Annotated in this window: 12 protein-coding genes; 4 read left to right on the top strand and 8 right to left on the bottom strand. The window is 66.6% G+C overall.

Features of this window, described 5'->3' with window-relative positions:
* The 4 genes from FBY20_RS27455 to FBY20_RS27440 all read right to left on the bottom strand — a co-directional run bounded on the left by FBY20_RS27455 (window position 1) and on the right by FBY20_RS27440 (window position 3,848).
* A complete protein-coding gene (locus tag FBY20_RS27455) occupies window positions 1–1,167 on the bottom strand; it encodes an acyl-CoA dehydrogenase family protein (RefSeq protein WP_142055701.1) in 1,167 nt (388 codons plus the stop codon).
* A complete protein-coding gene (locus FBY20_RS27450) occupies window positions 1,157–2,398 on the bottom strand; it encodes a CaiB/BaiF CoA-transferase family protein (RefSeq protein ID WP_142055699.1) in 1,242 nt (413 codons plus the stop codon). Before FBY20_RS27450 ends, FBY20_RS27455 begins: the two co-directional genes overlap by 11 nt.
* Window positions 2,395–3,366 (bottom strand): tripartite tricarboxylate transporter substrate binding protein, encoded by a 972-nt coding sequence (locus FBY20_RS27445; RefSeq protein WP_174245456.1) that lies wholly within the window; start codon window positions 3,364–3,366, stop codon window positions 2,395–2,397. Before FBY20_RS27445 ends, FBY20_RS27450 begins: the two co-directional genes overlap by 4 nt.
* A gap of 65 nt (window positions 3,367–3,431) precedes the next feature.
* Window positions 3,432–3,848, bottom strand: coding sequence for a cupin domain-containing protein (locus FBY20_RS27440; protein WP_142055697.1), 417 nt, complete (start codon window positions 3,846–3,848; stop codon window positions 3,432–3,434).
* A gap of 166 nt (window positions 3,849–4,014) precedes the next feature.
* On the opposite strand from FBY20_RS27440, the gene folC reads away from it, so the two are divergent.
* The 4 genes from folC (at window position 4,015) to purF (ending at window position 8,271) form a co-directional block, all read left to right on the top strand.
* The gene (gene folC, locus FBY20_RS27435) at window positions 4,015–5,325 is read left to right on the top strand and encodes a bifunctional tetrahydrofolate synthase/dihydrofolate synthase (RefSeq protein WP_142055695.1); all 1,311 of its coding nucleotides are present in this window, start codon (window positions 4,015–4,017) and stop codon (window positions 5,323–5,325) included.
* Between the two features lie 73 nt (window positions 5,326–5,398).
* Window positions 5,399–6,232, top strand: a complete 834-nt coding sequence (locus tag FBY20_RS27430; RefSeq protein ID WP_142055693.1) for an SPOR domain-containing protein — start codon at window positions 5,399–5,401, stop codon at window positions 6,230–6,232.
* A complete protein-coding gene (locus tag FBY20_RS27425) occupies window positions 6,232–6,720 on the top strand; it encodes a CvpA family protein (protein WP_056316730.1) in 489 nt (162 codons plus the stop codon). Before FBY20_RS27430 ends, FBY20_RS27425 begins: the two co-directional genes overlap by 1 nt.
* Before the next feature lie 30 nt (window positions 6,721–6,750).
* A complete protein-coding gene (gene purF / locus FBY20_RS27420) occupies window positions 6,751–8,271 on the top strand; it encodes an amidophosphoribosyltransferase (RefSeq protein WP_062841383.1) in 1,521 nt (506 codons plus the stop codon).
* A gap of 75 nt (window positions 8,272–8,346) precedes the next feature.
* Here purF and FBY20_RS27415 read toward each other — a convergent pair whose 3' ends face one another.
* The 4 genes from FBY20_RS27415 to FBY20_RS27400 form a co-directional block, all read right to left on the bottom strand.
* Entirely contained in the window at window positions 8,347–8,868 is a 522-nt protein-coding gene (locus tag FBY20_RS27415) for a YgjP-like metallopeptidase domain-containing protein (protein WP_142056260.1), read from the bottom strand.
* A gap of 13 nt (window positions 8,869–8,881) precedes the next feature.
* Window positions 8,882–9,364 carry a disulfide bond formation protein B gene (locus tag FBY20_RS27410; RefSeq protein WP_056316739.1) on the bottom strand — a complete coding sequence of 161 codons (483 nt, stop codon included), beginning with the start codon at window positions 9,362–9,364 and terminating at the stop codon, window positions 8,882–8,884.
* A gap of 49 nt (window positions 9,365–9,413) precedes the next feature.
* Window positions 9,414–10,127 (bottom strand): MarC family protein, encoded by a 714-nt coding sequence (locus FBY20_RS27405; protein WP_056316742.1) that lies wholly within the window; start codon window positions 10,125–10,127, stop codon window positions 9,414–9,416.
* 68 nt (window positions 10,128–10,195) lie between these two features.
* Window positions 10,196–12,802 (bottom strand): [protein-PII] uridylyltransferase, encoded by a 2,607-nt coding sequence (locus tag FBY20_RS27400; protein ID WP_056316745.1) that lies wholly within the window; start codon window positions 12,800–12,802, stop codon window positions 10,196–10,198.
* Window positions 12,803–12,805: the final 3 nt, after the last annotated feature.

Here is a 12,805-nt window from a genome sequence, read left to right as displayed (position 1 = left end):
CTAGTACGACTTGGGCAGGCCCAGCACCTTTTCCGCAATGAAACACATGATGAGCTGCGGGCTGACCGGCGCGATGCGGGGGATGAAGCTTTCGCGCAGCAACCGCTCCACGTGGTACTCCTTGGCGTAGCCCATGCCGCCCAGCGTCATCACCGCCGTCTGGCAGGCGTTGTAGCCCGCTTCGGCTGCCAGGTACTTGGCCGAGTTGGCGGCCGGGCCGCAGGGCTTGCCCGCGTCGTACAGGCTGGCCGCCTTGAACACCATCAGGTCCGCGGCCTCCAGCTGCATCCACGCCTGGGCAAGCGGGTGCTGGATGCCCTGGTTCTTGCCGATGGGGCGGCCGAATACGGTGCGTTCGCCGGCGTACTTGACCGCCCGGTCCAGCGCCGCGCGGCCAATTCCCACCGCTTCGGCGGCGATCAGGATGCGCTCGGGATTCAAGCCGTGCAGGATGTATTCAAAGCCGCGGCCTTCCTCGCCGATACGATCGGCCACCGGAATCCGCAGGCCGTCGATGAACAGCATGTTCGAATCGACCGCCTTGCGGCCCATCTTCTCGATCTCCCGCACTTCGATCTTTTCGCGGTCCAGATCGGTGTAGAAGAGCGACAGGCCCTGCGTGGGCTTGTCCACCTCGGACAGCGGCGTGGTGCGGGCCAGCAGCAGCATCTTGCTGGCCACCTGGGCCGTCGAAATCCAGATCTTGCGGCCATGCACGATGTATTCGTCGCCCTGGCGCACGGCGCGGGTGCTCAGCTTGGTCGTGTCCAGCCCTGCGTCGGGCTCGGTGACCGCAAAGCAGGCCTTTTCCCGCCCGGCGATCAGCGGTTCAAGCCACCGCCCGCGCTGTTCATCGCTGCCGAACACCACGACCGGATTCAGCCCGAAGATGTTCATGTGGACGGCCGAGGCGCCGGTAAAGCCCGCACCCGACGCGGCGATGGTCTGCATCATCAGCGCCGCTTCGGTCATGCCCAGGCCCGCGCCGCCGTACTCCTGCGGCATCGCGATGCCCAGCCAGCCGTCGCGCGCCAGGTCCGCGTGCAGGGGTTCCGGAAAGCCGCCCTCGCGGTCTCGTTCCAGCCAGTATTCGTCGGGGTAGCGGTCGCAGATGCGCGAAACCGCGTCGCGCAGGGCGAGCTGGTCGGGAGTGAATTCAAAGTCCATCGTTGTTTCCGTCCTGGGTAATGCCACGGGCAAGCATGGCGTCGATCTGTTCCTGGCAGTAGCCCGCCTCGGCCAGCACCTCGCGGCTGTGCTGCCCAAGGCGCGGGGCAGGGCGCCGTATCGAAGTCGGCGTGCCTTCGTAGCGGCCCAGCGTTCCGGTGGTGCGAATGCGGCCCTCCGACGGGTGGTCCATTTCCTGGATGAAGCCGGTGGCGGTCAGGTGCTCGTCCTGTAGCAGACCGTCGATGGTGTAGAGCTGCGAGGCGGGAATGTCGGCGCGCGCCAGTTCCGTCAGCCAGTCCTGGCTCGGGCGGGTGGCGATCACCTCGGCCACGAAGGCGTAGACCTCGCTGATGTGCGCCGCGCGGGCGCCGTGCGTGCAAAAGCGCGGATCCTGCGACAGCTCGGGACGCCCGATCAACGCGAAGAAGTTACGCCAGTGCTTGTCGTTGTAGATCAGCAGGCAGATGTATCCGTCCGCGGTGGCATACGGCCGGCGATGCGGCGCCAAGAGGCGCGCGTAGCCCGTGGGACCCATCGGCGGCTCGAAGGTCGCGCCGCCCAGGTGGTCGCCCAGCACCAGGTGGGCCATGCCCTCGAACATGGGGATCTCCACCTGCTGGCCGCGGCCGAGCGTGCGGGCGCCCAGCACCGCGGATACCAGCGCGATGCCGACGTGCAGGCCGACCGCCCGGTCAGCCAGCGTCAGCGGCGCATAGCGCGGCACATCGCCGCTCTGCTGCGCGGACAGCGCGGCAATGCCGGTCTGTCCCTGGATCAGGTCGTCGTAGGCGGGGCGGCCGGCATAGGGGCCGGCCTCGCCGAATCCATAAGCGCCGACATAGACAATTCGCGGGTTGCGCGCGGCCACCGCTTCGTACGACAGCCCCAGCCGCGCCATCGCCTGCGGGCGGATGTTGTAGAGCAGGGCGTCGCAGCCTTCCGCCAGTTTCAGGCAGGCTTCCCGGCCCTCGGGGGTCTTCAGGTCCAGTACGATCGACCGCTTGTTGCGGTTCAGGTGCAGGTACAGATGCCCCATGCCCGGGTTGCGCATGGGGCCGACGGCCCGCATGTTGTCCCCCGCCGGCGACTCCACCTTGATGACGTCCGCGCCCAGGTCCGCCAGGACCTGGGTCGCATACGGCCCCATCACCACCGAGCTCAGGTCCAGAATGCGCACGCCGGCGAGCGGCCCGGCGGCCGGCGTGTCGGGCAGGGGCTGGTCGATCATTGCTGCTCGATCCCCGCGTCGCGGATCAGCTTGCCCCACAGGTCGCGCTGTTCACCGACGAACTGGGCGAAGGCCTCGGGGGTGCTGGAGAACGCATCAAATCCCAGTCCCGCCAGGCGCTTTTTCGTGTCGGGATTTGCCGCGATCTTGTTGATGGCCGCATTCAGCTTGGCCACGATTTCGGGCGGCATCCCGGCCGGGCCGAAGTAGCCATTCCAGGAATTCAGGTCGAAGTCGGGCACGCCCGCTTCGGCCATCGATGGCAGTTCGGGCACGATGGCGCTGCGCTCGGCCGTGGACACGGCAAGGGCGCGCAATTGCCCCGACTGCACGAACGGCAGGCCCGAGGCCAGATCGGTGAACATGAAGTCCACCTGGCCGCCCACCACGTCCGTCAGGCTCTGCGGCGTGCCTTTGTAGGGCACGTGCAGGATATCGATCTTGGCGCGGTTGGCCAGTGTTGCGCCGGCGACGATGCCGGTGCTGTTGCCGCTGGCATAGGTGATGCGGCCGGGATTCTTCTTGGCGTCGGCCACCAGGTCAGCCACCGTCTTCCAGGGGCGCTTCGGGTTCACGACCAGGATGAAGGGCAGGTTGCCGCCCCGCGCGATGGGGGTGAAATCCTTCACCGGGTCGTATGGCACGTTCTTCATCAGCCACGGCGCGGCCGAATGGGACGTGTTGGTGGTGACGAAGAGCGTGTAGCCGTCCGGCTTGGCGCGCGCCACGTAGTTGGCCGCGATCGTCGCGTTGGCGCCGGGCTTGTTCTCGACCACGACCTGCTGGCCAAGGATGGTCGACAGTTCGGCCCCGAAGATGCGGCCCACGGCGTCCGTGCCGGACCCGGCGGGAAAGGGCACCACGAGGGTGATGGGCTTGGTGGGGTAATCGGCGGCGTGCGCGGGGCCAGCGGCCATCAAGGCGGCGCCGCTCACTAGCGCGGCGCCCAGCAGGCGTAGGGATTGCATGGGTGTGTCTCCTGTTTTTATGGAATGCGGCGCGGCTCTGCGGCCGCTGCCTGGGTCAAGCCGCGTCAAGCGGCCGAGGGTGACGCCGGAAAATCGCGTATCACGCGGTCGGGGGATTCTTCGTACGGGGGCGTGTAGATGACCAGCAGCCGGGCCGGCTCGTCGCTCGTCACCGTGAAGACGTGGGGGATGTCAGGCGGGAAGTAACAGCAGTCGCCCGGGCCCATGTCGGCCCATTCGTCCTGCACCTGGGCGCGGGCGGTGCCCGATATCAGGTAGCAGACCTGTTCGATGCCGGGATGCGCATGCGGCAGCGCACCCTTGCCCTTGTCGATCACGCCCAGCAGGACTTCCACCCCGCGGGCGCCCACGGTGTCCGGGCTGATCAGCCGGCGGTTGAGGGTGCCGGTGTGGTTGGCCGGGTGGTAACCGGGGACGTCGGCTTCACGCACCAGCCAGCTCGGGGTATCACGCTGCGTCATGTCTCTTCCTTATATTTTTCATACATGAATTTATTTTTACGTATGAGAAAAACATGGGCAAGCACTTTTTGCTCCGGGATACCGGGTCGCGCCCTAGGGGATTAGGGAAAACACCGGGCGCGGACTGCTAAAATCGCAGGCTGATTTCCTTTCGCGAACCCGCCTCATGTCTTCTGTCCGCACGCCTGACGCCGCCGCCAACCTGTCTGATTGGCTGCAGTACCTGGAGTCCATCCACGCCACGGCGATCGACATGGGCCTGGACCGGGTGCGCCAGGTCGCGGACCGCATGGCGCTGTCGCTGCCGGGCATAAAGTTCGTCGTCGGCGGCACCAACGGCAAGGGTTCCACCTGTGCCATGCTCGAGGCCATCCTGCTTGCGGCGGGCTACAAGGTGGGCCTGTACACCTCGCCGCACCTCATCGACTTCAACGAGCGCGCCCGCGTCAACGGGCAGATCGCGTCCGACCAGGACCTGATCGCCCAGTTCCAGGCCGTCGAAGCCGCGCGCGGCGACGTGTCGCTGACTTACTTTGAATTCACCACGCTGGCCATTCTGCGCCTGTTCTCGCAATCGCGGCTCGACGCCGTCGTCCTCGAAGTCGGCCTGGGCGGACGCCTGGATGCCGTGAACATCGTCGACGCCGACTGCGCCATCGTCACCAGCGTCGACCTCGATCACACCGACTGGCTGGGCGACACGCGCGAAAAGATCGGTTTCGAAAAAGCCCATATCTACCGCAGCGGCCGGCCCGCCATCTGCAGCGACCCGGTGCCCCCGCAGTCGCTGCTGGATTACGTCCAGGAGATCGGCGCGGACCTGTGGCTTTTCGGACGCGACTACAACTATTCGGGCGACCGCCAGCAGTGGGCCTACGGCGGGCGCGAGCAGCGCCGCAGCGCGATGGCTTATCCGGCTCTGCGCGGCGCCAATCAATTGCTCAACGCCTCGGCGGCGCTGGCCGCGCTGGAATCCGTGCGCGACCGGCTGCCCGTGCAGCAGCAGGCCGTGCGCCTGGGGCTGCTGCAAGCTTCGCTGCCGGGCCGCTTCCAGATCTTGCCGGGCCAGCCCACCGTTATTCTGGACGTTGCGCACAACCCGCACGCCGCCGCCGTGCTGGCGCAGAACCTGGACAACATGGGCTTTCATCCGTACACCCACGCGGTGTTCGGCATGCTGAACGACAAGGACCTCGCCGGCGTGGTGGCCAAGCTCGGTTCGCGCATCGACTACTGGTATTGCGCGGGCCTGCCCGGACCGCGCGGTACCCCGGGCCAGGCGCTCGCGGACCAGGTCGGCGCGGCGCTCCCGCCGCTGCCCGCCGGCAGCGAAAGCCCCGGCATCCAGGCCTACGCCGATCCTGCGCAGGCCTTTGCGGCAGCGCGCGAACGGGCAGGGGAGAATGATAGAATCGTCGTATTCGGATCGTTTCTCACCGTAGCCTCCGTTTTGCAGGCTCTGGGTCGCAAGGCATAGGCAAATCGGGCCATTCGCGTCATGGCGGCCGTGCCGCCGCAATGCCGCAAGGCGCCGCAAGGAATTCTCTTCCATGGGTTTTTTCAAACGCAAAGATCCTGCCGAGCAGGCGCAGGCCTCCAAACGGGCTGCCGTGCCCAGCGAGGTCCAGGCGGCCGAGTTGCGCGGCCGCGCGCGGCGCAGGCTTGCGGGCGCAGTGGCGCTGGTGCTGGCCGCAGTCATCATCCTGCCCATGGTGCTGGACTCTCAGCCCGCCCCGGTCGACGACAACATCCCCATCAAGGTGCCGGAACGCACGACGCCGTTCCAGCCTCAGGTCTCCGACCCCCAGGTTGCCGCGCCCGCCGACCCTTCGGCGTCCGGGGCCACCGACCCGGCCGCGGTGCCAACGCCTCCCGCCGTGAATTCCGTGCCGCCCGTGGCCGCCGCGTCCGGCACGCCCACCACGCCCCACACCACGCAGCCGGCCGCCCCGCCCGCGACGCCTGCCGTCCCGCCGGCCACGCCGCCCAAGCCCGAAACCAAGCCCAAGCCCGAGCCCGCCAAGCCGACCACGCCAGCCAAGCCTGAAACGCGTTCCGACGACGGCGCGCGCGCCCTGGCGCTGCTCGAGGGCCGCAGTGCGCCGGCATCGGCGCCCAAGCCGGAAGCGTCCAAACCCGCCGCCGCGAAGGGTAATTTCGTGCTGCAGATCGCTGCCTACACGACGTCCGAAGACGCCCAGTCGCGCCGCGGCAAATTGCATCAGGCCGGCGTCACCAACGCCTTTGTCGAGCAGGCCACGATCAATGGCAAGCAGCAGTACCGTCTGCGCGTGGGGCCGTTCCCGTCGCGCGAGGCGGCCCAGGCGGCCCAGGCGCGGTTGCGCACGCTGGGCTATGACAATGGTTTCATTGCCGCCCAATAGTGACCGGCTTCGACTTCGTCGTGCTGGCCATCCTGGTGGTATCGGGTGTGCTGGGTCTGGTGCGCGGCCTGCTCAAAGAGGTGCTGTCGCTGGTCGCCTATCTGCTGGCCTTCGTGGCCGCGATATGGTGGGGGCCCACGGTGTACACCTGGCTGGAGCCCTATATTGAAACGACGCTGCTGCGCATGGGAGTCTCCTACGCGGCGGTGTTCATCATCGTGTTGCTCGGCGTGGGGTTGGTCAATATGACGCTTGCCGCCCTGATCCGCAGCACCGGACTCAGCCCCGCCGATCACGGCCTGGGCGGAATGTTCGGGCTGGCCCGTGGTCTATTGATCGTGCTGGCGCTGGTCGCCGCCGCAGGGTATACGCCGCTGCCGCAAGAGCCGTGGTGGCAGGACGCCATGTTTTCGCATTCGGCCATCGAGGCCATCAAACATATCAAGACGTGGCTGCCGCCAACCCTGGCGACGTGGCTGCCGTACTGATTAGCTTCAAATCAACCAGGAAATCTCACCATGTGTGGAATCGTAGGGGTCATCGGGCGCGGGCCGGTCAACCAGCTGCTCTATGACAGCTTGCTGCTGTTGCAGCATCGCGGGCAGGACGCCGCGGGCATTGCGACGTCGCAAGGCAACCAGTTCAATATGTACAAGGCGCACGGCCTGGTGCGCGACGTCTTCCGCACGCGCAACATGCGCGCGCTGCCCGGCACGTCGGGCGTCGGCCAGGTCCGCTATCCCACCGCCGGCTCCAGCGCCAGCGAGGAAGAGGCCCAGCCGTTCTACGTCAATGCCCCGTTCGGCATCATGTTGTCCCACAACGGCAACCTGACCAACTGGCGTGAGCTGCGCGAGTCGCTGTATCGCGTCGACCGCCGCCACATCAACACGAACTCCGATTCCGAAGTCCTCTTGAACGTGCTGGCGCACGAGCTGCAATCGGCCGCCAACGGCGTGTCGCTCGACGAGGACGCCATGTTCCGCGCCGTGTCCGCCCTGCACAAGCGCGTGCGCGGCGCCTATGCCGTCGTGGCCCAGATTTCCGGCTACGGCCTGCTGGCCTTCCGCGATCCCAACGGCATCCGCCCGCTGTGTATTGGCCGCCAGGAAACCGAAGAGGGCGTGGAATGGATGGTTGCCTCGGAATCCGTGGCGCTTGAAGGCAGCGGATTCACGTTCGTGCGCGACGTGGAACCCGGCGAAGCCGTCTTCATCGACCTGGACGGCCGCATGGTGGCCCGCCAGTGCGCCGACAACCCGCAGCTGGTCCCCTGCATTTTCGAATACGTCTACTTCGCCCGCCCCGATTCGATGATCGACGGCGTGTCGGTGTACGACGCGCGCCTGCGCATGGGTGAGTACCTGGCCGACAAGGTCGCGCGCAACATGCGCCTGGGCGACATCGACGTCGTCATGCCGATTCCCGATTCCTCGCGCCCGGCCGCCATGCAGCTTGCCGCGCGCCTGAACCTGGACTATCGCGAAGGGCTCATCAAGAACCGCTACGTGGGCCGTACGTTCATCATGCCGGGCCAGGCCGTGCGCCGGAAGTCGGTGCGCCAGAAGCTCAATGCCATCGGCATGGAATTCAAGGGCAAGAACGTGCTGCTGGTCGACGACTCCATCGTGCGCGGCACGACCAGCCGCGAGATCGTCGACATGGCCCGCGCCGCCGGCGCCAACAAGGTGTACTTCGCCTCGGCCGCGCCTCCTGTGCGCTTCCCCAACGTGTACGGCATCGACATGCCCACGCAGAGCGAGCTCATCGCCACCGGCCGCACCGACGAGGAAATCGCCCGCGCCATCGGCGCCGACAGCCTGGTCTACCAGGACCTGCACGACATGCAGCAGGCCGTGCGCGACATCAATCCCAAGCTGACGCGCTTCGAGGCCTCGTGCTTCGATGGCCAGTACATCACCGGCGACATCACGCCCGAGTATCTGGCCCGCCTGGGGCAATCGCGCTCCGAGCCCGGCAAGGACGAAGACGCGGGCGGTCTGCGCTTCAACATGGGGCACACCTCCGACGACGCCTGATCGCCGCCGGCGTTTCGCGCAGAACAAAATGCCGTCCCTCGGGACGGCATTTTTTTTACCCGTTGCAGATGCGATCTAGCCTTTCGCTTCCCACAGCGGCGTGCGCGTGGCCTCCAGGTGCGTCAGGTACAGGCGCAGGTCGAATTCGTACTGGTGGTAGTGCGGCTCCATGCGCAGGCACATGTTGTAGAAGGCCTTGTTATGGTCCTTCTCCTTCAAGTGCGCCAGCTCGTGCACGGTGATCATCTTCAGGAACGGCGCGGGCACGTTCTTGAACAACGTTGCCACGCGGATCTCGTGCTTGGCCTTCAGCTTGCCGCCTTGCACCCGCGAAATGTAGGTGTGCTGGCCCAGGGCGTGCTGAATCACATGGATCTTGCTGTCGAACGCAACCTTGTTGATCTGGTCGCCATTGCGCATGTGGGCGTTCTTCAGCTCGGTCACGTACTGGTACAGCGCCTTGTCGGTGCGCACGTCGTGCGCGCCTTCCGGATAGCGCGCCAGGAGGGCCGCGCCCAGCTTGTCCTGGTCGAGCAGTTTCTGGGCCTGCGCCAGCAGCGGTTCCGGATAGCCGGCAAGGTATTTCAGTGTCTGCATGTGCACGCGGGGTTCAGGCACGGCCTCGCCTGAACGCCACCGGCAGCGCCATGAAGAACAGGATGACAAAGAGCGCCAGGCTCCACAGGGCGTACTCAATGCCCAGCACCGGCACCTTGGCGTCCATGCAGGTGGCGTAGATGCCGAACAGCGACGGGATGGCGCTTTCCAGGCCGATGCCGGTCATGAAACGATCGGCAAAGGTCTGGTCGCACGAGAGCATGTTGGCGGCCACGCTGTACTGGTACCAGGCGGCCACGATGCCCGACAGCGACAGCAGGGCGGCCAGAAAGCCGCAGATCCGCGTCAGGGCGCGTCCGCCGCCAAAGCCGCCCACCAGGGCGACCACGCCGATCACCAGGTAGATCAGGCGCTGCAACACGCACCAGGCGCAGGGCGGCATGTCGAAGACGTGCTGGGAAACGAGGGCGATGCCCACGGCGCCGAAGGAGAAGAGGGCGATCAGGCGGAGCAGGCGTTCTGAGCGAGAGGTCATTGTTGCGTTGGAATGGGTTAAACGAGGCCGGCGCGACGGCCGGCCATGCTTAGGCCTTCGGGACGGGAATTGGTTGCATCACCTGGGTCAGCACGCCCAAAAGGAGTTCCCGGGCGCCCTCCCAGAAGATCTGCACCCCCAGGCACAGCATGATGAAGGCCGACAACCGCATGAAGACAGCGGTGCCATTGTCGCCCAGGCGGTGCAGCATCTGGGCCGCAAAGCGCAGGCAGACATAAAGCGTGAGCGAAACGACGATGATGCCAGGAATGGAGCCGGCCAGGCGCACCAGGCTCAATGCGTGATTCTGGTCTCGCAGCGAGACCCCGACCGTGATGGCCGCCGCGATGGAGCCGGGACCGCAGCTGATGGGAAAGGTCAGCGGATAGAACGCGCGGGCCTTGGCCATTTCGGGTGTGAACGATTCGGCCATGCGGGCGACGCGTTCGGTGTCGGCATCTGGCGAGTTCACCAGCCGCCAGGCGCTGGCGATCACCAGCATGCCCCCGCCCACGCGCACGATCGACAGCGAGATGCCGAAGAAACTGAGAAGCACGTTGCCCGCCACCATGGCCACGATCAGCATCAGGCACACGTTGGTGGCGACCCGCTTGGCCAGCACCACCCGCGTGGCGGACGAAGCGCCCTCGGTCAGCGATAGGAAGATGGGGGCGATCGCGGGTGGGTTCAGAAACGGCAGCAGGGTGGCCAGCGCGAAGAAAAAGCTGCCACCGAAAACGCGCAGATAGTCATTGAGCTGCATGGGAGCAAGCATCGCCTGGCCGAAAACCCGGATTGTATGCGGTCCGGGCGGGGTCTGGCGATGCGGGCTCAGGCGGCGCGCTGCTGGGCCTCGTCGCCGGAAAGCGCGTCCAGGATGTCGCGTTCGAACTGCATCTGGCTGCGGGGGCGCGCCAGCGCGGATCCGTCCACGATGAACACGTCCTCGACGCGGTCGCCCAGCGTCATGATCTTGGCCATGAGCAGGTTGACCTCGTGGCGGGCAAAGACGCGCGCCAGGGCATGCAGCAGACCCGGCCGGTCGGTCGCCGTGACGGACAGCCGCCACGATGTGCTGCGCTCGTCCGGCTGCAGTTCAGCTTGCGGCATGACCGGAAAGACGCGCGATACGCGCGACTGCCGGCCGCGTCCGTACCATCCGCCGCGCCCGGGCTGGGCCTGCGCGGCTGCCTGCGGGTCCTTCAGCCGCTCGGCCAGTTCGTGCTCGACCAGTGTGGCCTGCGCCCGCAGGTCGCTGGCGCCTTCTGGCAGCAGCACGATAAAGCTGTCCAGCGCCCAGCCATGTCGGGTCGTGTGGATGCGGGCGTCCTGAATGGACAGGGACTTGGCGTCGAAATACCCGCAGATCGCCACGAACAGGTCGGGGGCATCGCGCGTGTAGACCATGATCTGCAGGCCTTCGCCCTGTTCGGTAGGGCGCGCCTTGACCACCGCGCGCGCGGGCTCGACCTGGTGGTACAGGTGGCGCGTGTGCCAGGCGATGTCCGAGGCGTCGTGCCGCAGGAAGTACGCCACGTCCAGCTGATTCCAGAAGGCTTCGCGCGCGTCGTCGCGCAGACCGGCCAGGCGCGTCAGCCGCGCCGCTTCTTCCTTGCGTTCGGCCAGCACCGTATGGGCGTCGGCATGGGCGCCGCCCAGCGCGGCCAGCGTCAGCTTGTACAGGTCTTCCAGCAGCTTGCCCTTCCAGGCGTTCCAGACCTTGGGGCTGGTGCCGCGGATGTCGGCCACCGTCAGCAGATACAGCGCGGTCAGATGGCGTTCGTCCTTGACCGTCGCGGCAAACTCCTTCACCACGTCTGGGTCGGACAGATCACGCTTTTGCGCCACTGCCGACATCAGCAGATGCTGGCGCACCAGGAACTCCACCAGCTTGGCGTCTTCGGGATCCATGCCGTGGTCGGCGGCAAACTTGCGCACCTCGCGCGCGCCCAGTTCAGAATGGTCGCCGCCGCGGCCCTTGGCGATGTCGTGAAACAGCGCGGCCACGTACAGCAGCCAGTGACGGTCCAGGCCCGCGATCAGCTGGCTGGCCAACGGATATTCCTGCGCGTGCTCGGGCATGGTGAAACGGCGCAGGTTGCGCACCACCGCAAGCGTGTGCTGGTCCACCGTATAGGCGTGGAAAAGATCGTGCTGCATCTGGCCCACGATGCGGCGGAACACCGGCAGGTAGCGCGGCAGGATGTTCAGCATGGTCATGCGCCGCAATTCGTGGACGATGCCGCGCGGCTGCTGCAGGATCTGCAGGAACAGCTTGCGGTTGACCGGATTGCGGCGGAACTGCGCGTCGATGCGGTGTCGCGAATGCCAGATGGCGCGCAGCGTGCGGGCAGACATGCCTGTCAGCTCGGGGTGCTGCTGCATCACTAAAAAGGCGCGCAGGAGCAGGGTGGGATTGCGCTCGAAGCCGTCGTCCCGAATGATGTCCAGGCGGTCGCGCAGGTTGCGGAAATCGTCGTCGATGTCGCGCGCGTCGCTGTCGGGACGGGGAAACAGCCGCTCTTCGATGTTCTGCACCAGGATGCCGTTCAGCTGCGTCACCAGCCGTGCCGCCCAGTAGTAGCGCTGCATCAGCAGTTCGCTGCCGCGCCGCGTGGCAGTCGCATGGATGCCGTAGACCTCGGCCAGCGCGGGCTGCAGGTCGAACAGCACCCGGTCTTCGCGCCGGTTGGCCAGCAGGTGCAGTTCGATGCGCAGGCGCTTGAAGGCTTGCTCGGCCTTGCGCAGGTCGCGCGCCTCGGACGAGGTCAGCAGACCCGCCTGCGCCACCGAGCGCCAGTTGTTGCCAAACCCGGCGGCCCGGGCCATCCACAGGATGACCTGCAGATCGCGCAGCCCGCCGGGCGATTCCTTGCAATTGGGTTCCAGCGCGTAGGGCGTGTCGTGGTAGCGCCCGTGGCGCTGCTGCATTTCGACGCGCTTGGCCAGAAAGAAAGCTTGCGGATCGAGCCGCGACTTGGTGGCCGCGTCGAACTTGCGCATCAGCACGCGGCTGCCGGCCAGCCAGCGGGATTCCAGCAGGGCGGTTTCCACGGTGATGTCGGCGTCCGCCTCGCGTTCGCAGTCCTCGATGGTGCGCACGCTGTGGCCCGGCTCCAGTCCCAGATCCCACAGCGACGCCACCAGCTTTTCGATCGCGCTTTCCTCGTCGGGCGTCGGCGCATGCGGCAGCAGGATCAGCAGATCGACGTCGGAGTGGGGGTAGAGCTCGCCGCGGCCATAGCCGCCCACGGCCGCCAGCGTGGCGCCGACCGGCAGCGGGCAATGCTTGACCAGATCCCGCAGGGCGGCATCCACGATGCGCCGCAGTTCGGTCAGCAGGATGTCGGGACGTTCGTGTTCCCGGAACTGGGCCACCGCGGCCCGCCGGGATTCCTGAATGCGTTCGCGCAGCTGGGTAAGGATTTCGGCGGTCATGGG

It is taken from the genome of Achromobacter sp. SLBN-14 (assembly GCF_006715415.1).
Taxonomy (GTDB): Bacteria; Pseudomonadota; Gammaproteobacteria; order Burkholderiales; family Burkholderiaceae_B; genus Achromobacter; species Achromobacter mucicolens.
The sequence above is the reverse complement of the archived record's forward strand: the minus strand, read 5'-3'. Positions and strand labels throughout refer to the sequence as shown.